Source organism: Bartonella sp. B39 (assembly GCF_053795145.1).
Genome location: NZ_CP200036.1, coordinates 1,903,506 through 1,928,343 on the forward strand (window position 1 = coordinate 1,903,506; position 24,838 = coordinate 1,928,343).

Below are 24,838 nucleotides of genomic sequence, written 5' to 3' on the forward strand. Positions count from 1 at the left end.
AGCACTCTTATTAAAAATGTTTAGTCTTCATAATGAGAAAGATAATAAAAAAGAGTATTATCTTAACAGAGAAATTAGAACACCACAACGACCACTTAAAAGCACCACAACAACCATATGCAGTGCCTTTAAACCATATACATCCACTCAAACTCTAGATAAGTTTCATTTTGTACATTATCCCAATGAAAAATTACTTAGCTGCTATCACCATCATCATTTGACGACCTTCGAGTTTGGGCTCAGATTCGATTTTAGCAATTTCACTTGTATCTTCTTTAACACGCTGAAGTAGCTTTAACCCAAGGTCTTGATGCGCCATTTCACGACCACGAAAACGCAAAGTAATCTTTACTTTATCGCCATTACCAATAAAGCGGTGAATAGCTCTGAGTTTGACGTCATAATCATGGACATCAACATTCGGACGCATCTTAATCTCTTTGATTTCGATGACCTTTTGTTTTTTACGTGTTTCAGCTGCTTTTTTTTGGGTTTGATATTTCAATTTGCCCAAATCGATGATTTTACACACGGGTGGTTCCGCGTTTGGTACAATTTCAACTAAATCAAGCCCTGCATCCGCAGCCATGGCGAGTGCTTCTTGTATTGCAACAATACCTTGATGCTGTCCCTCATCATTTATAAGCTGGACGCGAGGAACACGGATATCCTGATTTGAGCGTGGCCCATCTTTCTGGGTAGATGTCATTTTAAACGGTCTACGAATGGTTTATGCTCCTTAATTTTGATTTATCTATAGCTTAATTTAATATACAATTACACACAGAAAAACAACTAGAATTCGTGCTTTTTTCATTATTTGATTTATGATTTTGAAGTTTAATTCGGAGGTAGAAATTTTTCTTTTATTAGTAAAAGTGTTTTATAGAGGAAAATAATGATGGATCAAAATATTCCTTGCCAATTTTTTTCGTTTGAAAACACTGCTCTTGCAGTACGTTATCGTAAAGGCAGTTGCTCTCCTGGGTTAGTTTGGCTTTCTGGCTATCAATCTGATATGTTGGGGAGCAAAGCGATGTTGGTTGATAATTTTGCTCAGAAGAGTGGTTTGTCCTGTTTACGTTTTGATTACTCTGGCCATGGAGAGTCTGAGGGTGATTTTTTTCAAGGGACGATTTCACGTTGGGTTAAAGAAAGTTTAGCAACTTTTGAAACCTATTGTGAAGGACCGCAAATTTTGATTGGTTCCTCTATGGGGGGATGGATTGCTCTAAGGCTTGCTATGATGCTAGCGCAGAAAAACAAGAGGCTTGCTGGTATGGTATTGATTGCGCCAGCTCCTGATTTTACACAAACATTGGTAGAACCAGAGTTGGGTCCAGAGGAATGGAAAATTTTGGAAGAAAAAGGGTATGTTGAACGACCTGCAGTTGGTGATGCGGAGCCAATGCCCTTTACAAAAGCGTTAATTGAAGATGGACGAGACAACTGTGTCATGAATGGATGTATTGATGTTGGCTGTCCAATCCATATTCTACAAGGGATGGAAGATAAGGAGATACCCTATCAACATACATTGACTTTACTTAATCATTTGCCTTTAAATGATGTAACATTGACATTTGTTCGTGATGCAGATCATCGCTTTTCGCGTCCGCAAGATTTGGATTGCCTCGAAACGGTATTGAGGTCATTGATTGATCGGATTAATGCGGAAGAAGGGTCAAATTCATTGATGATGAAGACATAATGTATGACTATTTATGAACAGTATTTTATTTTCTCTGATCGCGTTGTGCCTTTACAGGTACATGAACATAAGCGTGCGTGCCGTCTTACATTACGTATTGATGCAAGTGATGGAGGAGTTTGCGTAACAACACCACCGGGGATAAGTCTCTGTTCAGTTCAAGGTTTTATTGAAAAACACCGATCTTGGATTGAAGCACGCCTTGCTCGCCTACAATTTTCTCACAAAAATTCTTGCCTCAAAGAGGGTGTAACGATTCCTTTACTGGGTGTTGCACATACCATAAGACATAGAGCAGGGCGTGGGGTGACGGAAATCATTGCAGGTGATGCGGGACAAGAACCTCAGATTGTCGTTTATGGACAATTAGAATATTTGCCAAGGCGTGTTGCTGATGTTTTAAAAAAACAGGCTGCGCTTACTATAACGCCATTGGTTACACATTATGCACATAAAGTAGAGCGTAAAGTGAAGTCAGTTTGTTATAAAGATACAAAAAGTCGTTGGGGATCTTGCTCGATAGACAAGCGCCTCTCTTTTTCGTGGCGTCTTATTATGGCACCAAAAGAAATTGTTGAATATATTGTTGCGCATGAAGTCGCCCATCTTATTGAAATGAATCATGGACCTAAATTTTGGGCTCTCTGTGAAAAACTTTGTCCAGAAAGCAAAACATATCGCGCTTGGTTGAAGGAAAATGGTCATATGTTGCAAGCAATCAATTTTCATTCATATCGGTTAGATGAATCTGGAAATATGAAAAAATCTTGAATAGAACACCATTTAATGGAACTTTTTATTGAGCTTTCCATTATGTATGTGCTTCATCATATGATGAGGAATTCATTGAAGCCTCAGCACGATTGTCTTCCCCTGCTTGGTTTGCTGAGTGTCTTCAATGTTTTTACTTTATCTTTTTTGTAATTCAGCTTACTAATCTTTGATAATTCTTAAATTCAGATTGGAAAAGTGCTTATGCCTGTCCTTACAGACCCACTTCAGCTTTTACAGGCACTTATTCGTTGTCCTTCTGTTACACCTCATGAAGCGGGTATTTTATCAACTTTAGAACAGTTTCTAACAAAGATGGGATTTCGTGTTGAGCGTCCTATTTTTTCGGATAAAAATACAGAAGATGTTGAAAATCTTTATGCAAAAATGGGGAAAGAGGATCCGCATCTTATGTTTGCGGGTCACACTGATGTGGTGCCGCCAGGTGAGCTAGAAAGCTGGACATATCCTCCTTTTGAAGGTGTAATAGAGCAGGGCAAATTATACGGGCGGGGTGCTGTTGATATGAAGGGTGGGATCGCTTGTTTTATTGCGGCGTTGGCCCGAGTTCTAGAAAAACAGTCTATTAAAGGAACAATAAGTCTTCTGATCACTGGTGACGAAGAAGGTCCTGCACTTAACGGTACGGTCAAGCTTCTCAGATGGGCAGAGAAAAAAGGGGAAAAATGGACTGCGGCTCTTGTAGGAGAACCAACAAGCGTAAAAACTGTTGGTGATGTGATCAAGATTGGCCGCCGAGGATCAATTTCTGGTATCATTACGGTTAAAGGGCGCCAAGGTCATGTTGCTTTTCCTGAGCGGGCAGCCAATCCATTGCCTTTAGTAAATAAGCTTATTCAAGCATTAACACAAACAGCCTTAGATCAAGGCACAGAGAATTTTCAACCAAGTAATTTGGAATTAACAACCATTGATACAGGTAATTGCGCAGTAAATATTATTCCAGCGCAAACGACAGTCCGTTTTAATATACGCTACAACGATATCTGGACAAAAGAAACGCTCACTGCGGAAATTGAAAAGCGTCTTTCTTCAGTGCAATCAAAAAACAACGGTAATCAATGCCCCTATTATCAGCTTGAATGGATTCCAAGTTTTGGGGATGTTTTTTTGACCAAAAATGATAAACTCGTTAAAACTTTATCGAATGCTATTGAAAGTGTGACAGGGAACATACCAGAATGTTCAACTTCAGGGGGAACTTCAGATGCGCGATTTATTAAAGATTATTGCCCAGTGATTGAATTTGGCTTACCGGGGCAGACTATGCATATGGTAGATGAATGTGTGCCCCTTGATGCATTGGAAACCCTCACTTCTATTTATGAATGTTTCATTGTTGATTTTTTTCAGTGAGACGCAATTGTTTTTAAAGCAACTTTTTTCAAACTGAAAACCGTAAATATTATGCAGCAAGTGATATAACAGCAGGTCAAAATCACAAGGATTTTAGTGTGCCAACTGGCCGATAATGTGGTCAAGTAGAATGCGCCCTTTGTTTGTCACTTTTAAGCGCTGGTTTCCTACCATTTCGACCAGTCCTTGCTGTTGTAAATCGATAAGCTTTTCCATTGGTAAGCCATAGGGGTTTAAGATTTCATAACGCGAAAGATCCAAGCCTTCGCAAAGACGCAGTCCCATGAGAAGCATTTCATTTGCTTGTTGTGGTGCGGTCAATTTTTCTGTTTCAACACAGCCATGCCCTGTGTTTTCTACCAATTCGAGCCAATGTTCAGGGTATTTTTCATTTATTGTGACATAACGCTCACAGTTTTCAATTTGAGAGAAAGGGGTTTTTGAATAAGCAGAAAAATTATTAGGTGAGCGTTCAATAAAGCGTCCATGAGCTCCTGGACCAAAGCCCGCATATTCATGATAACGCCAATAGAGAAGATTGTGTGCTGATTCGGCACCGGGGATCGCATGATTTGAGATCTCATAGGCTGGAAGTCCGTGCAGTGAAGTTATTTCTTGGGTAAGATGATATAGATCTGCTGCGAGTTCTGAAGCGGGGAGAATAAGTTTTCCGGCGGCATGAAGCCGTTTAAAGGCAGTTCCTTCCTCGATAGTCAGTTGGTAAAGAGAAAGATGATCTGCTGCCAAGTCTATGGCTTGAAAAAGTTCATCTTTCCATTGCTCGAGTGTTTGTTCAGGGCGGGCATAAATGAGATCAAAAGATAATCGTGGAAAGATTTCTCGTGCTAAAGCAATGGCGTGAAGAGCCTGTTTCACATCATGAAGACGGCCAAGTTTTCGTAGCGCTTTATCATTAAGTGCTTGTACTCCTAAGGACAGGCGGTTAACGCCTGCCAAGCGGTATCCGCGAAAGCGTTCTGCTTCCACACTTGATGGGTTGGCTTCCAGTGTAATTTCAACGTTATCATCGATTGTCCACTTTCTTGCAACTGCTTGCAACAAGGCATCAACAGTTTGAGGTGTCATAAGAGAAGGTGTTCCCCCGCCGATAAAAATACTCGTAATACGACGTGGTCCTATTTTATAGTACTGCGTTTCTATTTCACGTTCAAAGGCGGTTACAAAACGTGGTTGATCAACACCATGGGCACGCACATGTGAATTAAAATCACAATAAGGACATTTAGTTGCACAAAAAGGCCAATGAATGTAAATGCCAAAAGCTTTATTCATGAGCGTACCAGAAGATTTTCTGCTAAAAGCTTGAAAGCACGCGCACGATGCGAGAGGGGTGTTTTATCGTTGAGTTTCCAGCCATGTTTTTGCTCCGTTGTCATTTCGCCAAAGGTATTTTCATATCCATCTGGTAAAAAAATGGGATCAAAGCCAAAACCTCTATCGCCACGTGGAGGCCAAATGAATGTACCTTCAACGCACCCGCGGAAATAATCTGCATGCGTATCGGGCCATGCAATGCAAAGAACCGATATAAACCGAGCTTTTCGTTGTTTTTTTTCATAAGCTTTGATTTTTTGGAGTTCGTCTTCTATTTTTTGCATAGCTTTTAAATAATTACGTGTTCCATCGGGTTGAAGAGCGAGGTCTGCTGTATAAACACCTGGTGCACCATCCAATGCATCCACTTCTAGGCCTGAATCATCAGAAAGGGCAGGAAGTCCTGTATTTTTTGCGGCTGCAAAGGCTTTGATATAAGCGTTTTCTTCAAACGTTGTTCCTGTTTCTTTTGGTTCAGGCAATCCAAGCTCTTTTGCTGATTGTATTTTTAGACCAAAAGAAGTGACCAATGCACTAATTTCATGCAATTTGCCGGTGTTATGTGTAGCAATGACGAGTTTTTGAGTTGTTATGCTTCTCATATACATCTCTCCAAATTGAAAGGGGATAGCGATTTTTTGTGCTAAAAACCAGCTTGAACGATCATATAATATAAATTCTGCCAGATTTTACGAGACATAATATTTTTGAATGTTCATTCATATTTTGTTCAAATGACATCTTATGTATTTGATAAGGACAATAATTGGAAAGATACATAAAAGTATCTTTCTTTTTGATGATAGCATTTTTTTTATGATAAATATGTATTACGCTTTTGCACTGTTTTAAACTGTTTGACCAAACCCTGGCAAAACTTATATAAGGAGAGAATATTTTAAAAGTAGTGAAACAATTGTGATGAAGCGCAAACCTATTGATAATGAACTACAATATCTTGATGAGCGTTCACGTGATATCTTTCGCCATATTGTTGAAGCCTATCTTAATGATGGTGAACCTGTAGGGTCACGCAATCTTTCACGGCTTTTGCAACAGACATTATCACCTGCAACCATTCGTAATGTGATGAGTGATCTTGAACATCTCGGTTTGATTTATGCACCTCATGTATCTGCAGGGAGAATGCCGACACAATCAGGTTTACGATTTTTTGTCGATGCATTTATGGAGGCGGGTGATTTGCCAATTGAGGAGCGCGAAAGTATTGAAAATCAAGTCAAGGAGGCTGGTCACGCACAATCAGTTGAACATTTTCTCATTCAAGCGAGCCAAGTTCTTTCGGATCTATCACGTGGAGCAGGGCTCGTTTTAGCAACAAAACATGAAGGGACATTAAAGCATATTGAATTTGTGCGCCTTGATAGGGAGCATGCCCTTGCAGTTTTGGTGACACAACAAGGTGAGGTTGAAAATCGTATTGTTCATTTACCAGAAGGGGTTACCCATGCACAACTAACGGAGGCAACGAATTTTCTTAATGCTCATATTCAGGGGCGAACATTGAGTGAAGCTAAAGAGGAAATTGCACGTTTATGCTCAGAAACACGGGCTGCACTTGATCATTTATCTCATCATCTTGTTGAAACGGGGTTAGCTCTTTGGGGAGGAGAAGGTGCTGATCATAAAATACATCTTATTGTTCGTGGGCGGAGCAATTTGCTTGAAGATGTGAAAGCAGAAGAAGATTTAGAGCGGTTACGACACCTATTTGATGATCTTGAAACGCGTGAAAGTATGGCACAGCTTCTCGATTTAACGGATGAAGGTTCGGGAGTTCGCATTTTTATTGGTTCGGAAAATAAGTTGTTCTCACTTTCTGGCTCTTCTTTAGTTGTGGCACCTTATTGCGATTCAAAGCAAAGAGTCATTGGTGCCTTAGGAGTTATTGGCCCCACACGGCTTAATTATGCCAGGATTGTGCCCATGGTTGATTACACAGCTCAGCTTATATCACAATTGTTGCGTTAAAACGACCAAGTGAATATTTGTACTATAAATGCTTATTGTATTAAGATACGTAAATACCTCTTGATTTTTGTTTACAAAATTTCAATATCGATAATAACAAATCTTATGAAGGAATGGAACTTTTATGTCTGATGAAAAAAACAAATTTACTGACGCTTCATTTGAAAATTACGATTTGAAAAATCCAGCTGACCGCGATGCACTTAAACAAGCAGCTGATGAGTTTTTAAAAACACATGAAGCAGAGGCTTGCGCAGAGGTTGAAGAAGAAAAGAATGAACTTGTCGATCCCTTAGTTGCTTTGCAGGACGAAAATAAAGAGTTGAAAGATCAGCTTTTACGTCTTGCTGCAGATATGGAAAACCTTCGACGTCGTACTGCACGTGATGTAGCAGATGCGAAGGCTTATTCAATTGCTAGTTTTGCACGTGATATGTTATCCGTTTCTGATAACCTTAATCGGGCTTTGGAGGCTATTCCAGAAGGGGCAAAGGAGAATGATGCTGGGTTGAAAACATTAGCTGAGGGCGTGGAAATGACTGAGCGTGCAATGATAGCAGCGTTAGAGCGCCACGGGGTACAGAAAATTCATCCGGAAGGGCAAAAATTTGATCCTCACTTTCATCAAGCAATGTTTGAAATCCCTAACTCTGATGTTCCAGATAATACTGTTCAGCAAGTTATTCAGGCAGGTTACATTATCGGTGAGCGCGTTTTGCGTCCTGCGATAGTGGGTGTAGCCAAAGGGGGGATAAAAGAACCCTCTGTTGAATCTGATTCGGTCTAAGACATATCAATAACAACATCATCGACACAGAAGTATAGTATTATACATGATCTCATATTCGTAAAGCATTTTACCAGAGAGCTCTAAAGGGTGTTTTGACACCCTTTTATTCTTGAAGTATCCAGCTTCTTCTCACAATATATGGGGCATCGCTTGAGGGGGATGGCGATAACAATAAAACAAAATGATCAACCTCAAAGGCAGGAAATGAAAAATCACCTTGAGAAGACAGATAAGAAGGAAGATCTTCGGGTTTAATATCAAGCAATCGTGCAACAGTAATATGGGGGGTAAATTGCTTTTCATCAGGCGTTAAGTTCAGGCTACTTCGAATGGATTGCATTTGTTCGTGTAAAAGGTTGAGAGTTTCACAAGGCTCAATACGAACAACCAGAGAATGTGGAGCTTTTTCTGAACCAAAAACTTCAAAACCCCTTGGTTGTAGTACAAAAGGAGGAAGCTTTATTGTATCAAAGGCACAAATAAGTGCATCCATTGTGGAGCTCTCAACTTCACCAAAAAAAGATAAAGTGATGTGAAAATTTTGCGGGTTAATCCACTGCGCGTTCGGTAAGCCATTTTGCAGTGATATGAGTGCTTCCGTTGTTTGTGGAGGAATCTGAAGAGCGCTAAATAGACGTTGCATGGTATCTCCTTACAATAAAAAGACGCCACCGCAAGCGCGATGGCAGATTGTGAAAGTAAGATATGTATCATTTTGGATAATGCAATGATGCAGAAAGAGAATATTTAAAGAATGTCTGCTATAATGGTGAATTGAATTCATAAAGCTTTTTAATCTTAAAAGAATGGTTATGATGACAATAAAAGCTGTATTTGCATGCATCTCATCATAAAGATGTGGAGTAGAAGGTTGTTTTGTGCTTTCATCTATAGATACCGCAAAAACGGCTTAAGATAAAGATAGATTTCTAATTGTGAGTACATTTTACCTTTTCCAAGGTAGCTTAAGGGTTAGCACATCCAATAAAGGATGAATGTTTCTCTTTACTGTAAATACTTCATTATACATGTTAAGTATGATAATAACCATAATATACAACAAACATTCAAATATTGTTGGAAAAGAATAGGAATATAATGTTGTACACAACAAAATTGCTACAATCTACGCCTACGATCACCATAATGCCAATTCATAATGGATATGAACGTTGATATTTTGAAAAGAAAAGCAAAAAAGCCAATCAATATAATAATGGGAAAAAATTTTCTTATCTCAGAAATAATCATCATTCTTTTTCTGGTAATAAATTCTAGTTTTCCTCTCCAAATTTATTGTTTATAAGTTTTTCAAGAGCATCAAGAGCGTCAGTTGCTTCTGGTCCTGAAACGCGAATGGTGAGGTTGCAACCGGATGAAGCAGCTAACATCATAAGTCCCATAATTGATGAACCACCAACGATTTTTCCATCTTTTTCAACTTCAACAATGGCGTTAAAACTGTCAACAGTTTGTACAAATTTTGCAGAAGCACGCGCATGCAATCCACGCTTATTACAGATATTGAAATGGCGACTTAATATACGTGGGAGAGTGTCTTTAGAGAGCATTAGTATTTAATTATCCGCTAAAATCATACTTGGCACATTAATATATTTACGCCCTGCTTCTTGCGCTATTCTTAAAGCTTCAGATAATGAAATATCAGGGCATTGGCGAATAGAAATCAGTTTAATGAGCATGGGTAAATTAACACCCGCAATCATTTCAACACGTCCTTTTTTAACAGCAGAAATAGCTATATTTGATGGTGTTCCACCGAACACGTCTGTTAATATGATCACACCATGGTTTGTATCTGTAGAGGAAACTGCGGCTATAACATCATCTTGGCGCTGATCCATGTCATCATCGGGATAGACGCATATTGTTGCAAATTTTTCTTGTGTTCCAACAACATGTTCCACAGCATGCAGAAATTCAATAGCCAACTCACCGTGCGTTACAAGCACGAGTCCAATCATTTTACAAAAACTCCTGTTAACTAAAAGATCCAACCATATGGTAGGAAGGATATTTTACAAAGCTTTGCTGTACTGCCAAGAAAAATTTTCAAAAAAAGGCAAAAATAATGATTTTTTCCCCTTTATAAAAAATTAGACAGATTTCGACCATATTTTTCTAAAAAAGAATGCTTCAATAGCCTGACAAATGGCAGTGCAATCTGCTTCATGAAGGCTGGGAAGTTTTAAAAGAGGAATATGCAGATCCGCAAATTTAAAAGTTTGATTCGTTGAGAAGCGCTCATATTCAGGACCAAGAAGAATAACGCAATCAATAGTTGTTTGTTTTTCAAACTCTATCGTATAGAGACCAACACCACGAATCTCGATACCGCCCTGCAAACCTTCTGGAGTATATCCACGGAGTTTTCCATTTTCCACACAAAGCATTGTATAATCATCACTGATAAGTTTTGCTTCACGTTTTGACCACCTAGCACGGTCCAGCAAAGAAAGGGTGAGTGTTGATTTTCCTGAGCCAGATGGGCCTATAATCAATAGACCCTTTCCTCCAAGTTGGAGGCAATTTGCATGGAGTATTTCATTTTTTGTTGTCATGCTTTTTGCTTTGGGTAAAGGGTTTATTTAGCGAAGGGAAGCACAATGATAAAGCGTGCACCAGTTTTACTATTTTCGAGTTTGGGGTCAACAATATTTTCAGCTGTAATTGTCCCATTATGAGCTTCGATAATTTGCCGACTAATAGAAAGGCCAAGTCCTGAGTTTTGCCCAAATGTATCTTCATTTGGTCTATCCGTATAGAAGCGTTCAAAAATGCGTTCAATATTCTCTGAACGAATACCAGGGCCATTATCTTCAATGATTAAGGTGAGAGTTGAAGCATCACTCTTCATAGTTATACAAATTTTACCGTTATCATGGGGAATGAAAGAACGCGCATTTTCAATGAGATTTGAAATAACCTGTCCCAAACGGAGTTCATGTCCCAAAACAAGATAGGCTTTTCCATGAGGACGCGGGACAATATTAAGGCTGATATCAATGGTTTGCGTATTACGGTATACTTCATGAACAGCATGAACAAGGCTTTCCAGAAGCAATGTTATATCCACGATTTGCGCGGTTTCACGAGCGAGTTCTGCATCGAGCCGTGAGGCATCAGAAATATCAGTAATCAAACGGTCAAGACGACGTACATCATGTTGAATAATTTCAAGCAATTGTTCCTGAGCTTCTTCATTTTTAGCCAGTGGGAGTGTTTCAACAGCACTACGCAAGGAAGTAAGTGGATTCTTTAATTCGTGGCTTACATCAGCAGCAAAGCGTTCAATGGCTTCAATGCGTGTGTAAAGAGCATTTGTCATATCACGAATAGAGGTTGAAAGATGACCGATTTCATCTTCACGCATTGAAAAATCAGGAATTTCTACACGCTTATTGTTGCCATTGCGCACACGGTTGGCAGAGGCAGACAATTTGCTCAATGGATGCGCGATCGTATGGGCTAAAAATAGGGAAAGTATCAACAGCACACTTCCGACAACGGCAAAGACTTTAAAGATAACCAGTCTTTCACCCTTTACAATGTTATCAATATCTGAACCGGTAGTTGAAAGAAGAAGCGCTCCCACCACTGCACGATAGCGCTGAACAGGCACGGCAACAGAAACGATTAATTGACCTTGTCTGTTACGTCGTTTGGCAGTAGCAATAGATCCATTGAGTGCTCGGTAAACTTCTGGATAAGCAATACCTCGGATTTTCGCTTGCTCTCTATCAATGGCAATACCATCGCTATAAAATGCGCTTGAAAACCATGAAGTGAAGCGTTTCCACAGGTTTTGTTCCGTTTTAATTGGGGGTAAATCATAGCTAAAAACTTCGCCGCTAGAATAAAGAACGCGCGAATCAAGGAGTAAGGTAGCATCACGATCATAGATACGTGCTCTTGTTGTTTGAGGTGTGATGAGGCGCCGTAAAAGAGGAGCAATTTGTTCAGGATTAATGGGAAAATCCCAAGAGTCTGTTGATTGAGGTGCGGGTGTAACGCTTTCTCCAGCTTGTAATTCCAAAAGTTTTTTGGGGTCAATGAGAATAGAATTTGTATCTATCGTTGCAGAAGCCGCAATGGCTCCAGCGATAATCTTTCCTTGGGTGCATAAGCTTTTGATTTTTGCTTCAATTAAACCATCACGAAATTGATTAAGGTATAAAATGCCTGTAACAAGAATAGCAAGGGCAGCAAGATTTAAAATGACGATGCGGCGTGTAAGACTGGAAAAAAACAATTGTCTGAGGAGACGTTGTGTTTGAAAATGGAAATGGGAAAACATAAGAAATGGTGTTGAAGGGATATCATTTGATGCTGTTTTTTGCAGAGTTTCCGGTTGATTATTTTTTGTCATCGATTTGATCGCCGTTCAAATTTTTGCGACAAAATAGCTTCACACCTCATGGAAACGATAGCCCACACCGTAAAGTGTTTCAATCATTGCAAAATCATCATCCACTTGTTTAAACTTTTTACGCAAACGCTTGATGTGACTATCGATGGTACGATCATCTACATAAACTTGATCACTATAGGCAGCATCCATTAAAGCATCACGACTTTTTACAACTCCTGGTCTTTGCGCTAAAGTTTGTAGAATCAAAAATTCTGTAACAGTTAAGATAACAGGTTTATCTTTCCATGTACAGGTATGACGTTCTTGATCCATCACAAGATCTCCACGTTTGAGAGACGAGGTGGAAGATGCTCCTGTTGCAAGCGGCTGGTTACGAGCACTGGAACGGCGCAAAATAGCTTTTACGCGTTCAATGAGAAGACGTTGAGAGAAAGGTTTGGTAATAAAATCGTCAGCTCCCATTTTGAGTCCAAATAGTTCATCAATTTCATCATCTTTAGAGGTAAGAAAAATAACTGGAATATCAGATTTTTGACGCAATCGGCGCAAAAGTTCCATCCCATCCATTCGGGGCATTTTAATATCAAAAATAGCTAAATGTGGGGGATGCAGTGTTAAACCTTTGAGTGCAGATGCTCCATCTGTATAACTTTCAACGCGATATCCTTCTGTCTCAAGCGCAAAAGATAAAGATGTCAAGATGTTACGGTCATCATCAACAAGTACAATCGTTTGCGTGATTGCTGGTGTATCTTTCATGGCTTCTTAGACCTTTCTATTGTCGTGGTAGTAAACTACTCACGCTATTTATATGGGAGTTCACATTTTTTTTGCAAAACAAATATGATACAAATTGTAGCAAAGTAAAAACCCTTCTATTTTTGCGATAAAAGCTTGTTTTATCTTTGCAATTTTATAATGTTTTTGCGTGTGTTAAGATCCCTCCGCTTGAGAGAAAATTTTTATAAAGGTATTTTTTATCAAAATTTATAGTTGTATTTGTCCCATAATTGAACAGGTTTGCTTTTGATTGTTGAAGTTTAGAAAAAATGCCTATCTCTTTTTAAGAGCAAAGAAAAGAGTGTGGTGTCATATGCATAAAAAATTTATTTCCGCTACAGGCAAAGGAGGCTATAATGGGACTTTTTAATTTCATGAAAACGGTTGGTGAAAAGCTAGGTATTGGGGATCATGAGCCAGAAGAAGAAGATTTTAAAGCTGCATTTAATAATTTTCAACTTGGCACAGAAAAAGTAAATATTCATGTTGAAAAAGGTAAAGCCGTTCTAAGTGGTGAGGTTCCAGATAGGGAAACACTTGAAAAAGCACTTTTGATTGTTGGCAACTCGCATGGTATTTCTTCTGTTGATGTTGACCAATTAAAGATTGCAGATAATGCGCCTATGAAAGCCTCTCGTTTTTATGAAGTAAAATCTGGTGATAATCTTTGGAAAATTGCTGAAGAAGTTTACGGAAAAGGGCAAGGTGATAAAAACACATTCATTTTTGAAGCCAATAAGCCGATGCTGAAATCACCAGATAAAATTTATCCTGGACAAGTCTTGCGTATTCCTGAAATCGATTGCGCCTAATTAGACAAAGGGTAAGTCCTTTGCTTTTTTACGGTATGTTTTGCGACGCTAGACAAAAATAATAAGAAGCGTGAAAATTTTTTTCACGCTTCTTATGTTGGAATGTTAGGTTAATTGTGATAAAAGAATTGGTGAGCAGGAGCTTATTTTGGAGGCGATGCTGCTCTCGTAGCATTTACAGAGAATTCGACGTCAATTTTCCCCGCTTTTTCAAATGTCAATATTGCGCCGATTTTGTCACCTAGTTTGAACGGTTGTGCAAGTCCCATGAACATGATATGATCGCCTCCGGGCTTAAGTGTGATTTCGCCATTGCCCGGAATTTCAATGCCATTATGTGCTTTTTCCATTTTCATAATATCGTTAACAACGGTCATGGAGTGGATTTCTGTTGTCTGTACTCCATTTGTTGAAACAGAAACCAAACGATCTGGGATGTTACCATGATTAATGATATAGAGATAACCGCTTCCAACTTTTATACCTTTTTGTGTTGCGCGCGTCCAAGGATTAATGATTTCTATGTCGCCAAGTCGGTATTGTTGAGCGAGTGCAGATGGCAGAATTATGAAAACAAAGATAAGAGCACATAAACCATTTACAATAATTTTTTTGAGTGGATATTGTGTATAATAAAGATATTTAGAGATGTAATTCTTTATTCTCTTGGCAATAAATGTCGTCATTGATTTACCCTCCTTCGCAAGATTCACTTTCCTCTGTTTTTAGCAGAGTTTTTGTTCAAAATAAAAGAAAGAATTGCTAAAGTTATATTATGAGGATAAGGGTGCGTGAGCTTATAGGTTTTGGGAGAAAGAGATTAAGGTCTGAAATGACAATGCATTTAAGGGCAAAAGGTTCGTTTTTTATGTATTTGCAAATTTAAGAAGTATGCAGGGAAGAAGAAAGTTATGTTGGGTATATGCAAAGGCGGCGTTCAAACAACAGCAAGCGATTAGACGGTTAGAAGTAGAACTTCTAAGAGTAGATTGACAGATCACAAATATTAGTCTTTAGCAAGGTGGAGTTTAACGTTATTGAGTAGTCGATGTAAGGAACATCGAGTCTGTTTATCACGTGAGGATATAGCGGGCAATGGGGGTTTGGCTAAGGGAAGCTGTGCGGTATTCGTGGCATAAATCTATCGCGTTTGAGTGATATTTTTTACAAGCTTTCACGTGAGTATCTTGTGTGATTGTGAGAGATAGAGGAAAATGCTCTATTATAACCTCTCTTTTCCAATCTTTATATGTTGATATGTTTATGAGAGTTGCAGAAAAAATATGTCACGATGTCTGCGTCATTAATCAAAGAAAGCGTTTGTGTGTAAGTATAATGCCTATTTTTAAAGAAAAATTTTATTTTAAGAATGTTTCTCTCATTATTCTCTTGTAGCGATAAGAGCCTGTTCTTATATACGAAGTAGAAAAGCTTGTTACGATGACTCGCAGTTTATTGTTTGTGTAACTTGAAGTGAAGTGCAGGCTTTAAGTGTTATAAGGAGCTGTCTTAGAAAGATGCTTGATGAAGGTTGAGATAGCTTGCTGAATGGAGATTATAATATGGCAAAAGTAATTGGTATTGATTTGGGGACGACTAACTCTTGTGTTGCTGTTATGGATGGCAAAAATGCAAAGGTTATCGAGAATTCAGAAGGAGCGAGAACGACGCCTTCTGTTGTTGCCTTTACTGATGGGGGCGAGCGGCTTGTTGGGCAACCTGCTAAACGGCAAGCAGTTACGAACCCTGAAGGAACAGTTTTCGCAGTTAAACGTTTAATTGGGCGCCGATTTGATGACCCTATGGTTGAAAAAGATAAAGCGCTTGTACCTTACAAAATTGTTAAAGGTGACAATGGTGATGCGTGGGTTGAAGAAGCTGATAAGAAGTATTCTCCGTCACAAATTTCAGCTATGATTTTGCAAAAGATGAAAGAAACTGCCGAGTCTTATCTTGGTGAAAAAGTTGAACAAGCGGTTATTACTGTTCCTGCTTATTTCAATGATGCGCAACGTCAAGCTACTAAAGATGCGGGTAAAATTGCTGGTCTAGAGGTTTTGCGGATTATCAATGAGCCAACAGCTGCTGCTTTAGCGTATGGTTTGGATAAAAAAGATGGAAAAACGATTGCTGTCTACGACCTTGGTGGCGGTACCTTCGATATTTCTGTGCTTGAAATCGGAGATGGTGTTTTTGAAGTTAAGTCAACCAATGGAGATACTTTTTTAGGCGGTGAAGATTTTGATATGCGCTTGGTCGGTTATTTTGCCGATGAATTCAAAAAAGAACAAGGGATTGATCTGAAAAATGATAAACTAGCGTTGCAGCGTCTGAAAGAAGCAGCAGAAAAAGCAAAGATTGAACTTTCTTCTTCACAACAGACGGAAATCAATTTGCCATTTATCACGGCAGATCAATCTGGTCCCAAGCACTTAACAATGAAATTGACTCGGGCGAAATTTGAATCTCTCGTTGATGATTTGGTTCAACGCACGATCGATCCTTGTAAAGCTGCGTTGAAAGATGCAGGACTGAAAGCTGGTGATATTGACGAAGTTGTTTTAGTGGGCGGTATGACGCGTATGCCCAAGATTCAAGAAGTTGTGCAAAGCTTCTTCGGAAAGGATCCACACAGAGGTGTTAATCCTGATGAAGTTGTGGCGATGGGTGCTGCTATTCAAGGGGGTGTATTGCAAGGCGATGTAAAAGACGTGTTGCTTCTAGATGTAACACCTTTATCTTTGGGTATTGAAACGTTGGGAGGGGTCTTTACACGTCTCATTGAACGCAATACCACCATCCCAACTAAAAAGTCACAAGTTTTTTCAACAGCTGATGATAATCAAAATGCTGTGACTATTCGTGTTTTCCAAGGTGAACGCGAAATGGCTAACGATAACAAGTTACTAGCTCAATTTGATCTTGTTGGTATTCCACCGGCACCGCGCGGTATGCCTCAGATTGAGGTTACTTTTGATATTGATGCGAATGGTATTGTAAATGTTTCTGCCAAAGATAAAGGAACTGGTAAAGAACATCAAATTCGTATTCAAGCATCGGGTGGTTTAAGTGATTCTGACATCGAAAAAATGGTAAAGGATGCAGAAGAGCATGCGGCTGAAGACAAAAAGCGCCGTGAAGGTGTGGAGGCTAGAAATCAAGCAGAAGCTCTTATCCATTCAACTGAAAAGTCGCTTACGGAGTATGGTGATAAAGTATCGGCTGAAGAGAAGGGACAGATTGAGTCTGCAATATCTGATTTGAAATCTGCACTTGATGGCACTGATACTGGGGAAGTAACAGCAAAAATGCAGAAATTAGCAGAGGTCAGTATGAAGCTTGGGCAAGCCATGTATGAAGCCTCACAAGCAGCAACAGCAGACACTGAAACAGATACAAAAAATGATGATGTTGTCGATGCTGATTTTGAAGAAATTAATGATAAAAAGAAATAGTGTAAGCAAATGGATTGATCGATGTTAATAAACCCGGCCTTTGAAATATAAGGCTGGGCTTTGTTATTTGAGATAAGTTGCAACTTTGTGACTAAAAATATAAATTGAAAGCAAATATTATCCATTAAGATGGATGACAAAAAAATTATCAGGAATACATGATGAAGGTTGATTATTATGAAATTCTTGGCGTGACTCGCGAATGTGATGATAAAAAGCTGAAGTCTGCTTTTCGTAAATTGGCGATGCGATATCATCCTGATCGCAACGCAGGGGATAAAGAGGCAGAGCGGAAATTTAAAGAAATTGGCGAAGCTTATGAAGTTCTCAAAGACCCCCAGAAGCGCGCTGCTTACGATCGATTTGGCCATGCAGCCTTTGAAAATAACAACCAAGGAGGGGCAAATCCCTTTGGTGGTTTTGCTAGCGGTGGATTTGCCGACATTTTTGAAGATTTTTTTGGCGAAATTATGGGGGGAGTGCACCGTAAGCGTAGTGATGGCCGCGAGCGTGGTGCAGATCTAAGTTATAATATGGAAGTGACCTTGGAAGAGGCATTTTCAGGAAAAACTGCGCAAATTAATATTCCTAGTTCCGTTACTTGTGATGCTTGTGAAGGGTCAGGCGCAAAAAAGGGCTCTAAGCCACAAGTTTGTGGAACTTGCCATGGAGCTGGCCGTGTGCGTGCTGCACAAGGTTTCTTTTCTATTGAGCGAACATGCCCTACATGTCAGGGACGTGGTGAAACTATTAAGGATCCATGCCCAAAATGTCAGGGGACAAGACGGGTGGAAAAAAAACGTTCATTGAGCGTGAATATTCCGGCTGGTATTGAAGACGGTACGCGTATTCGTCTTTCTGGTGAAGGAGATGCAGGCATTCGTGGTGGTCCTAGTGGTGATCTTTATATTTTTCTTTCCATTAAACCGCATGAATTTTTTCAGCGAGAAGGAGCAGATCTTCACTGTCGCATTCCTATTTCAATGGTTACAGCTGCTTTAGGAGGAGAGTTTGAGGTTTCCGACCTTGATGGTGCCAAGGCACGTGTTAAGATTCCAGAAGGGACGCAAAATGGACGTCAATTCCGCCTTAAAGGCAAAGGAATGCCCATGTTACGTCATCAGCAAACAAGGGGTGATCTTTATATTCATATCACTATTGAAACGCCGCAGAAACTAACGCAAGAACAACGCGAATTGTTGCAAGAATTTGAGAAGCTTTCAAATCATGAGAATTCACCACAATCGCATGGTTTTTTTTCACGTATGAAAGAGTTTTTTGAAAATATCTCGAGACAAAATTAATGAATGTGCGTCGCAATTTTTGGAAAGATGAACATTTTTTCTTTCTTGAAGAGGGAAGGGTTGGATGTTTTTAAGATGCTCTTTTGTTGTTATCTTTATATGGATTCAGCTACTAGAGCTATAACGAACAGAAGAGACAAAGGAGTGATTTTATAGCCCTCTTCAAGAGATTTTGTATGGTATAAGGGTATAAAGCTGTATTGTGCTACAGATTTTTTGATATAGCACTCTACTGGATAGTGTTGTCATTTATTTGCTGGTTTCTAGTTTTGTAGCTATTTGTACATTGAGATGGTTCATAAGAAATGTTTTCAGTCCTTTTTTAACGTTTTTCTCTACATGCAAATACCGTTTATAATATGTAAGCGAACGGTTTTTATTGATTCATCATAAAAAGGGGTTGGAAATGGAGAGAGTATTCCTGCATGAGGCGCTCTCATTTAAGTCAAAAATGATAAATTATTATTATTATAAATTAATTTATTGTATTTTTCTATAACATGTATAGTAATGGGTCATGAGTGATATTTCTTGCTTTCAATTATTGAGAAAAAGATGAATTTTAAGTTAAAATTTTAGTCTATTTAGGGAGGGTGTATGCGTGACTAAGCCATTTCCCGTATTGGCGATGCGACACTTTATCTTATAAAATAAATGATTGTATATATCCATATTCATTGTTAAAGATCCACAGGGTAAAATCAGTGAGTTAAGTGTACGGTGTGACTTAAAAATTATTCTGAATTTTGCTTCCAAATCTTATACATGAGATCATGAAATAATGGCATTTTGTTAGCCTATTTTGTTTGATTTTTATATAATAATTCTTTTTAAGAAAGCTGCCTTTATCTCATCTCGTTATTACTTTCATCGTAATTTAAAGAGAAAAGGGGATTTTCAGGGGGGGATGGATGGGGTAAAATTCGTTTTTACTTTTTCTAAATTTCACTAAGATATGGTCAAAAGTGATGAGGAGGCTTTTTGATGAATTATGTTGAGAGCGATGCAGCAGATGTTTTTGAAAAACAAGCAGCATTTTTATCGTCTGCTTTACCCTATATGCAAAAATATGAAAATGAAACGGTCGTTGTAAAATATGGCGGTCATGCTATGGGTGATCCTGCTTTAGGGCGAGCGTTTGCACGTGATATTGCTCTATTAAAGCAATCAGGAATTAATCCTGTTGTCGTTCATGGCGGGGGACCTCAAATTGCTGAAATTTTGATGAAAATGGGAATTGAATCACGGTTTGAAAACGGTTTGCGCGTAACTGATGAGCGGATCGTTGAAGTAGTTGAAATGGTTTTAGCAGGTTCCATAAACAAGGAAATTGTTGCTCTCATCAACGCTGAGGGTGAATGGGCGATAGGATTGTGCGGCAAAGACGGCAATATGGTTTTTGCTGAAAAGGCTTATAAAACTGTAATTGATCCTGATTCGCATATTGAACGTGTTTTAGATTTAGGATTTGTTGGTGAACCTGTTGAAGTTGATCGCACATTGTTGGATCTTTTGGCATGTTCTGAAATGATCCCAGTTCTTGCTCCTGTGGCTCCAGGTCGTGATGGCAAAACCTATAATATTAATGCTGATATTTTTGCCGGAGCCATTGCCGGTGCATTAGAGGCTAAACGCCTTTTGTTTCTCACAGATGTTCCTGGTGTCTTGGATAAGCAGGGAAAACTTTTAAAGGAATTGACAATTTCTGAATCTGAAAATCTCATCAAAAATGGCACAATTTCAGGGGGAATGATTCCAAAAGTAGAAACTTGTATAAAGGCTCTTCAAAATGGAGTAGAAGGTGTTGTCATTTTAAATGGTAAAACCCCCCATTCTGTATTGCTAGAACTATTTACCGAACAAGGAGTTGGAACGCTTATTGTTTCATAAGATGTACAGAAAATTGGAGGAAAGAAACCTTTCATGGTTGATATAAAACAGTTGAAACACCCGTTATTTAGCAAGCAGGAATTGGCATTATTTGCTGCGACAATATTGTGGGGTATTACCCTTTTAGGGATTCACATCGCGGTACGCTATAGCGGGCCTCTCTTCTTTGTTGGGTTTCGTTTTGTCATTGCATCGCTCATGTGTGGTGCGATTTTTTGGCGTTCTATGAAAGGCGTAACAGTTTATGAAATTTTTGCCGGTATGGCGATTGGTTTAGGAATGTTTTTGGGTTATGCTTTGCAAGCCATGGGACTTCAAACAATTATTAGTAGTCAGTCGGCTTTTATCACGGCGCTTTATGTTCCGATAGTACCAATATTGCAATGGATTGTTTTTAAAAAGCCACCTCGTTTAGCTTGTTGGGTTGGTATTATTTTTGCTTTTATTGGGCTTGTCCTGATTTCCGGACAAAAGCCAGGGAATGTTGATTTTTCAAAAGGTGAAATTTTGACTTTGTTAGGGGCTATAGCAATTGCTGGAGAAGTTATACTTATCGGAATTTTTGCCAATAAGGTTGATAGTCGACGTGTAACGATTATACAGTTACTTTTTAGTGGTCTTTTTTCTTTTTTTTGCATGCCTTTAATGAACGAAAGTATCCCTGAATTTTCATGGATATGGCTGAGTATTGGTATAGGATTGGCATCGATGAGTGCTATCATTCAATTGGCGATGAATTGGGCACAAAAATCCGTTTCACCCACTCGCGCAACACTCATTTATGCAGGAGAACCTGTATGGGCTGGTATTGTTGGGCGTTTAGCTGGTGAGCGCTTATCCCCTTTAGCTTTATTAGGAGGAGCACTCATCTTGATTGGAATCATTGTGGCTGAATTACAACCTTCACACTGGCGTAAAAAAGATAAAGTGATTGAAAAAATTGATTAATTTTACATCTCTCCTTTTAAGGTTTTATCTTATGATGTTTTGATTTGAAGAACTTTCACTTTTGTTATTTTTTCATAAAAACTAAGGAGGTTCTCTTTTTTACTTTTATGCAAGAAAAGAGAAGAGATCTTTTAAAAATATGATATCTTTTAAAAGATATTGCACCAGAGAGTATATTTCTAAAGTTTTGATAGTTGGGAGCAGATTAACCTGCTCCCATGCTTTTTTGTGTAAAATTTATAAAAAAGCTGGTGATTGTGTGCAAATTGAAACAGCATTTCTTTCGAATTTTACCGCAAGCCTGGGCTATATATACATTTCTCATATCATATGGGCATATGAGTGATGAAGACCAACGGATATGAAAAAGTTAAAAGCTTTTGGATAGTTTTAATCATTTAACACGCAAAAGCTTCATTTTTAGACTATAAAGAATTGTGTTTTGAAAGGCTTTTTTCATTTGTATTTTTTGAAAGGTTTCCAAAGAAACATAATTGGTCTTTGCGTTTTGTGCTATTCTTTGCTAAATCGCCTCATATGACAAGAGATCGTAATCATATCCGTAATTTTTCCATCGTGGCGCACATTGATCACGGAAAATCGACTTTAGCTGATCGTTTGATTCAAATGACAGGAGGACTTGAGACACGAGAGATGAAAGAGCAAGTTCTCGACTCCATGGATATTGAGCGTGAACGTGGAATTACTATTAAGGCACAAACGGTCCGTTTGCATTATAAAGCAAAGGATGGTAAGAGTTATATTCTAAATCTTATTGATACACCTGGCCATGTGGATTTTGCTTATGAAGTTTCTCGGTCATTGGCAGCTTGTGAAGGTTCGCTGTTGGTGGTGGATGCGAGCCAAGGCGTAGAAGCGCAAACATTGGCGAATGTTTACCAAGCTATTGATAATTCTCATGAATTGGTTGTTATCCTAAATAAAGTGGATCTTCCAGCAGCAGAACCTGAGCGTGTTAAAGAACAAATTGAAGATGTGATTGGTATCGATACCTCTGAAGCCGTGGAAATATCAGCAAAAACAGGTTTAGGTATTTCTGATGTTTTAGAAGCAATTGTTACACAGTTACCCCCTCCACATACTGGTGAAGTGAACAAACCTTTAAAAGCAATGTTGGTTGATAGCTGGTATGATGCATATCTTGGCGTTATCGTTTTGGTGCGAGTAATTGATGGTGTATTGAAAAAAGGTCAAACCATTCGCATGATAGGTCCTGGGGCAAAATATCCAGTTGAACGGGTTGGGGTCTTTACACCAAAAATGGTTCAAGTTGATGAATTAGGGCCTGGAGAGATTGGCTTTATAACCGCTTCTATCAAAGAAGTTGCTGATACACGGGTTGGCGATACCATTACTGAAGAACGTCGTCCTTGTGAAGATGCACTGCCCGGTTTTAAACCTGCTCAACCGGTTGTTTTTTGTGGACTTTTTCCAGTTGATGCTGCTGATTTTGAGGATTTACGGGCAGCCATGGGAAAATTGCGTTTAAATGACGCTAGCTTTTCTTTTGAAATGGAAACATCAGCGGCTTTGGGTTTTGGCTTTCGGTGTGGTTTTTTAGGGCTTCTGCATCTTGAAATTATTCAAGAGCGATTAGAACGCGAGTTCAATTTAGATTTAATCGCGACAGCACCTTCGGTTGTTTATCGCATGAATATGAATGATGGTACTGTGAAAGAACTCCATAATCCGGCGGATATGCCTGATATTGTTAAAATTTCTTCCATCGAAGAACCATGGATTCGGGCTACAATAATGACTCCTGACAACTATCTTGGGCCAGTTTTAGAACTTTGCCAAGAACGGCGAGGGATACAGGTTAGTTTATCCTATGTCGGGACACGTGCCATGGTAACATATGATTTGCCACTGAATGAAGTTGTTTTTGATTTTTATGATCGTTTGAAATCAATCTCAAAGGGTTATGCCTCCTTCGATTATCAGATGACCGATTATGCGGAGGGCGACTTAGTTAAAATGTCTATTTTGGTGAATGGGGAATCTATAGATGCATTGTCGATGCTTGTGCACCGTACTATTGCAGAAAAGCGCGGGCGTTCAATGTGTGAAAAACTGAAAGATCTTATTCCTCAGCATATGTTTCAAATTCCAGTTCAAGCAGCAATTGGCGGTAAAATCATTGCTCGTGAAACAATTCGTGCTTTGCGTAAAGATGTGACGGCGAAATGTTATGGGGGCGATGTCACGCGTAAGCGTAAACTTTTGGAAAAGCAAAAAGAAGGTAAAAAACGTATGCGCCAATTCGGAAAAGTAGAAATTCCACAGTCGGCGTTTATTCAAGCGCTCAAAATGAATAAATAATGAAAAAAGGGAAGATCATCCCTTAATTGATTATGCTTTTGTATTCTGTTGATTGCTTAAAATTATTAAAGAGTGTTTTTTAATCGCGCAAAAGATCATTAATAGATGTTTTCTCTCGTGTTTTTTGATCAACACGTTTCACTATGACAGCGCAGTAAAGGTTTGGACCTTGTTCACCGTTTGGTAGTGGTTTTCCAGGGATAGAGCCTGGAACAACAACGGAGTAAGCTGGTACTTCACCTATAAAAATTTCTCCTGTTCTACGGTCAATAATTTTTGTGGATTTTCCAATAAAGACTCCCATTCCTAGAACAGCGCCTTCACGAATAATGCAGCCTTCGACGACTTCAGATCGTGCACCGATGAAACAATGATCTTCAATAATCGTTGGGTTTGCTTGCAGCGGTTCCAAAACACCTCCGATACCAACACCGCCAGAAAGATGGACATGTTTACCAATCTGTGCACAAGAACCCACAGTGGTCCATGTGTCAACCATTGTTCCCTCATCGATAAAGGCGCCAAGATTTACAAAAGATGGCATTAATATAACGTTGGGAGCAATGTAGGCAGAATGTCGTACAATTGCTCCAGGAACAGAACGGAAATCAGCTTTTTTAAAGTCATCTTCTTGCCAACTAGAAAACTTTGAAGGAACTTTATCCCACCAATATGTTCCATTTATTCCGCCAGAAATAATTTGCATAGGATTGATTCGAAAAGAAAGAAGAACGGCTTTTTTTAACCATTGATGAACATGCCATTGGCCATTTTCTTGACGCTCCGCAACGCGGATTTCACCTTTATCGAGAAGGCTTAATATGTGCTCAATACTTTCGCGGATTTCACCTTTTGTCGTGGTATTGATAGAGTCGCGGTCATCAAATGCTTTTTCAATAATCATTTCAAGTTGTGTAAGATTGCTCATGGTTGG

General features: G+C 39.0%; 22 protein-coding genes. 11 read left to right on the forward strand and 11 right to left on the reverse strand.

From position 1 onward, the window contains the following. Positions 1-193: 193 nt before the first annotated feature. Positions 194-712, reverse strand: a complete 519-nt coding sequence (infC, locus tag V4P57_RS08645) for a translation initiation factor IF-3 (RefSeq protein WP_455466118.1) — start codon at positions 710-712, stop codon at positions 194-196. Positions 713-904: 192 nt separating this feature from the next. Here infC and V4P57_RS08650 point away from each other — a divergent pair, with 192 nt between their 5' ends. From V4P57_RS08650 to dapE, 3 genes are all read left to right on the forward strand, one after another. Beyond that, positions 905-1,714, forward strand: coding sequence for an alpha/beta hydrolase (locus V4P57_RS08650; RefSeq protein ID WP_455466996.1), 810 nt, complete (start codon positions 905-907; stop codon positions 1,712-1,714). Between the two features lie 3 nt (positions 1,715-1,717). Next, entirely contained in the window at positions 1,718-2,485 is a 768-nt protein-coding gene (locus V4P57_RS08655; RefSeq protein ID WP_455466119.1) for a M48 family metallopeptidase, read from the forward strand. Positions 2,486-2,689: 204 nt separating this feature from the next. Beyond that, positions 2,690-3,862, forward strand: coding sequence for a succinyl-diaminopimelate desuccinylase (gene dapE / locus V4P57_RS08660; protein ID WP_455466120.1), 1,173 nt, complete (start codon positions 2,690-2,692; stop codon positions 3,860-3,862). A 93-nt stretch (positions 3,863-3,955) separates the two neighbouring features. On the opposite strand, the gene hemW is transcribed toward dapE, so the two are convergent. Together hemW and rdgB are read right to left on the reverse strand one after the other, a co-directional pair. Beyond that, complete coding sequence (gene hemW, locus V4P57_RS08665; protein ID WP_455466121.1) at positions 3,956-5,155, reverse strand: radical SAM family heme chaperone HemW; 1,200 nt, start codon at positions 5,153-5,155, stop codon at positions 3,956-3,958. After that, positions 5,152-5,799 carry an RdgB/HAM1 family non-canonical purine NTP pyrophosphatase gene (gene rdgB, locus V4P57_RS08670; RefSeq protein WP_455466122.1) on the reverse strand — a complete coding sequence of 216 codons (648 nt, stop codon included), beginning with the start codon at positions 5,797-5,799 and terminating at the stop codon, positions 5,152-5,154. Before rdgB ends, hemW begins: the two co-directional genes overlap by 4 nt. A 319-nt stretch (positions 5,800-6,118) precedes the next feature. Between rdgB and hrcA the strand changes: the two genes are divergently transcribed. Further along, positions 6,119-7,189, forward strand: a complete 1,071-nt coding sequence (gene hrcA, locus V4P57_RS08675) for a heat-inducible transcriptional repressor HrcA (RefSeq protein WP_455466123.1) — start codon at positions 6,119-6,121, stop codon at positions 7,187-7,189. Positions 7,190-7,313: 124 nt separating this feature from the next. Continuing rightward, the gene (gene grpE, locus V4P57_RS08680; RefSeq protein ID WP_455466124.1) at positions 7,314-7,976 is read left to right on the forward strand and encodes a nucleotide exchange factor GrpE; all 663 of its coding nucleotides are present in this window, start codon (positions 7,314-7,316) and stop codon (positions 7,974-7,976) included. A 106-nt stretch (positions 7,977-8,082) separates the two neighbouring features. Here grpE and thpR read toward each other — a convergent pair whose 3' ends face one another. The 6 genes from thpR to V4P57_RS08710 all read right to left on the reverse strand — a co-directional run bounded on the left by thpR (position 8,083) and on the right by V4P57_RS08710 (position 13,131). Further along, complete coding sequence (gene thpR / locus V4P57_RS08685) at positions 8,083-8,622, reverse strand: RNA 2',3'-cyclic phosphodiesterase (RefSeq protein ID WP_455466125.1); 540 nt, start codon at positions 8,620-8,622, stop codon at positions 8,083-8,085. Positions 8,623-9,253: 631 nt separating this feature from the next. Then, entirely contained in the window at positions 9,254-9,550 is a 297-nt protein-coding gene (locus tag V4P57_RS08690) for an HPr family phosphocarrier protein (RefSeq protein WP_455466126.1), read from the reverse strand. 6 nt (positions 9,551-9,556) lie between these two features. Continuing rightward, positions 9,557-9,964, reverse strand: a complete 408-nt coding sequence (locus tag V4P57_RS08695) for a PTS sugar transporter subunit IIA (protein ID WP_455466127.1) — start codon at positions 9,962-9,964, stop codon at positions 9,557-9,559. A gap of 132 nt (positions 9,965-10,096) precedes the next feature. After that, complete coding sequence (locus V4P57_RS08700; RefSeq protein ID WP_455466128.1) at positions 10,097-10,561, reverse strand: HPr kinase/phosphatase C-terminal domain-containing protein; 465 nt, start codon at positions 10,559-10,561, stop codon at positions 10,097-10,099. A 23-nt stretch (positions 10,562-10,584) separates the two neighbouring features. Then, positions 10,585-12,369 carry a stimulus-sensing domain-containing protein gene (locus V4P57_RS08705; RefSeq protein WP_455466129.1) on the reverse strand — a complete coding sequence of 595 codons (1,785 nt, stop codon included), beginning with the start codon at positions 12,367-12,369 and terminating at the stop codon, positions 10,585-10,587. Between the two features lie 39 nt (positions 12,370-12,408). Continuing rightward, a complete protein-coding gene (locus V4P57_RS08710; protein ID WP_455466130.1) occupies positions 12,409-13,131 on the reverse strand; it encodes a response regulator transcription factor in 723 nt (240 codons plus the stop codon). A 377-nt stretch (positions 13,132-13,508) separates the two neighbouring features. Between V4P57_RS08710 and lysM the strand changes: the two genes are divergently transcribed. Continuing rightward, entirely contained in the window at positions 13,509-13,964 is a 456-nt protein-coding gene (gene lysM / locus V4P57_RS08715; protein WP_455466131.1) for a peptidoglycan-binding protein LysM, read from the forward strand. 143 nt (positions 13,965-14,107) lie between these two features. On the opposite strand, the gene V4P57_RS08720 is transcribed toward lysM, so the two are convergent. Continuing rightward, entirely contained in the window at positions 14,108-14,650 is a 543-nt protein-coding gene (locus tag V4P57_RS08720) for a copper chaperone PCu(A)C (RefSeq protein ID WP_455466132.1), read from the reverse strand. Between the two features lie 876 nt (positions 14,651-15,526). On the opposite strand from V4P57_RS08720, the gene dnaK reads away from it, so the two are divergent. The 5 genes from dnaK (at position 15,527) to lepA (ending at position 23,904) form a co-directional block, all read left to right on the forward strand. Beyond that, entirely contained in the window at positions 15,527-17,419 is a 1,893-nt protein-coding gene (gene dnaK / locus V4P57_RS08725; protein ID WP_455466133.1) for a molecular chaperone DnaK, read from the forward strand. Positions 17,420-17,580: 161 nt separating this feature from the next. Beyond that, positions 17,581-18,723, forward strand: coding sequence for a molecular chaperone DnaJ (gene dnaJ / locus V4P57_RS08730; RefSeq protein WP_455466134.1), 1,143 nt, complete (start codon positions 17,581-17,583; stop codon positions 18,721-18,723). Positions 18,724-19,707: 984 nt separating this feature from the next. Then, positions 19,708-20,613, forward strand: a complete 906-nt coding sequence (gene argB, locus V4P57_RS08735) for an acetylglutamate kinase (RefSeq protein WP_455466135.1) — start codon at positions 19,708-19,710, stop codon at positions 20,611-20,613. A gap of 33 nt (positions 20,614-20,646) precedes the next feature. Then, the gene (locus V4P57_RS08740) at positions 20,647-21,561 is read left to right on the forward strand and encodes a DMT family transporter (protein WP_455466136.1); all 915 of its coding nucleotides are present in this window, start codon (positions 20,647-20,649) and stop codon (positions 21,559-21,561) included. Positions 21,562-22,098: 537 nt separating this feature from the next. Beyond that, on the forward strand, positions 22,099-23,904 hold the full coding sequence (lepA, locus tag V4P57_RS08745) for a translation elongation factor 4 (RefSeq protein WP_455466137.1): 1,806 nt from the start codon (positions 22,099-22,101) through the stop codon (positions 23,902-23,904). A gap of 79 nt (positions 23,905-23,983) precedes the next feature. Here the strand turns inward: lepA and dapD are convergent, their stop codons facing one another. Then, a complete protein-coding gene (dapD, locus tag V4P57_RS08750; protein WP_455466138.1) occupies positions 23,984-24,832 on the reverse strand; it encodes a 2,3,4,5-tetrahydropyridine-2,6-dicarboxylate N-succinyltransferase in 849 nt (282 codons plus the stop codon). Between the last annotated feature and the right edge of the window lie 6 nt (positions 24,833-24,838).

What these genes read in the sequence shown, in the direction of transcription:
- V4P57_RS08650 (WP_455466996.1), top strand. Translation starts at nt 905, where the DNA reads ATGGATCAAAATATTCCTTGCCAATTTTTTTCGTTTGAAAACACTGCT.
- V4P57_RS08740 (WP_455466136.1), top strand. Translation starts at nt 20,647, where the DNA reads ATGGTTGATATAAAACAGTTGAAACACCCGTTATTTAGCAAGCAGGAA.
- V4P57_RS08655 (WP_455466119.1), top strand. Translation starts at nt 1,718, where the DNA reads ATGACTATTTATGAACAGTATTTTATTTTCTCTGATCGCGTTGTGCCT.
- V4P57_RS08690 (WP_455466126.1), bottom strand. Translation starts at nt 9,550, where the DNA reads ATGCTCTCTAAAGACACTCTCCCACGTATATTAAGTCGCCATTTCAAT.
- dapD (WP_455466138.1), bottom strand. Translation starts at nt 24,832, where the DNA reads ATGAGCAATCTTACACAACTTGAAATGATTATTGAAAAAGCATTTGAT.
- dnaK (WP_455466133.1), top strand. Translation starts at nt 15,527, where the DNA reads ATGGCAAAAGTAATTGGTATTGATTTGGGGACGACTAACTCTTGTGTT.
- V4P57_RS08695 (WP_455466127.1), bottom strand. Translation starts at nt 9,964, where the DNA reads ATGATTGGACTCGTGCTTGTAACGCACGGTGAGTTGGCTATTGAATTT.
- grpE (WP_455466124.1), top strand. Translation starts at nt 7,314, where the DNA reads ATGTCTGATGAAAAAAACAAATTTACTGACGCTTCATTTGAAAATTAC.
- rdgB (WP_455466122.1), bottom strand. Translation starts at nt 5,799, where the DNA reads ATGAGAAGCATAACAACTCAAAAACTCGTCATTGCTACACATAACACC.
- V4P57_RS08705 (WP_455466129.1), bottom strand. Translation starts at nt 12,369, where the DNA reads ATGACAAAAAATAATCAACCGGAAACTCTGCAAAAAACAGCATCAAAT.
- dnaJ (WP_455466134.1), top strand. Translation starts at nt 17,581, where the DNA reads ATGAAGGTTGATTATTATGAAATTCTTGGCGTGACTCGCGAATGTGAT.
- dapE (WP_455466120.1), top strand. Translation starts at nt 2,690, where the DNA reads ATGCCTGTCCTTACAGACCCACTTCAGCTTTTACAGGCACTTATTCGT.
- V4P57_RS08700 (WP_455466128.1), bottom strand. Translation starts at nt 10,561, where the DNA reads ATGACAACAAAAAATGAAATACTCCATGCAAATTGCCTCCAACTTGGA.
- lepA (WP_455466137.1), top strand. Translation starts at nt 22,099, where the DNA reads ATGACAAGAGATCGTAATCATATCCGTAATTTTTCCATCGTGGCGCAC.
- V4P57_RS08710 (WP_455466130.1), bottom strand. Translation starts at nt 13,131, where the DNA reads ATGAAAGATACACCAGCAATCACGCAAACGATTGTACTTGTTGATGAT.
- hemW (WP_455466121.1), bottom strand. Translation starts at nt 5,155, where the DNA reads ATGAATAAAGCTTTTGGCATTTACATTCATTGGCCTTTTTGTGCAACT.
- argB (WP_455466135.1), top strand. Translation starts at nt 19,708, where the DNA reads ATGAATTATGTTGAGAGCGATGCAGCAGATGTTTTTGAAAAACAAGCA.
- V4P57_RS08720 (WP_455466132.1), bottom strand. Translation starts at nt 14,650, where the DNA reads ATGACGACATTTATTGCCAAGAGAATAAAGAATTACATCTCTAAATAT.
- lysM (WP_455466131.1), top strand. Translation starts at nt 13,509, where the DNA reads ATGGGACTTTTTAATTTCATGAAAACGGTTGGTGAAAAGCTAGGTATT.
- thpR (WP_455466125.1), bottom strand. Translation starts at nt 8,622, where the DNA reads ATGCAACGTCTATTTAGCGCTCTTCAGATTCCTCCACAAACAACGGAA.
- infC (WP_455466118.1), bottom strand. Translation starts at nt 712, where the DNA reads ATGACATCTACCCAGAAAGATGGGCCACGCTCAAATCAGGATATCCGT.
- hrcA (WP_455466123.1), top strand. Translation starts at nt 6,119, where the DNA reads ATGAAGCGCAAACCTATTGATAATGAACTACAATATCTTGATGAGCGT.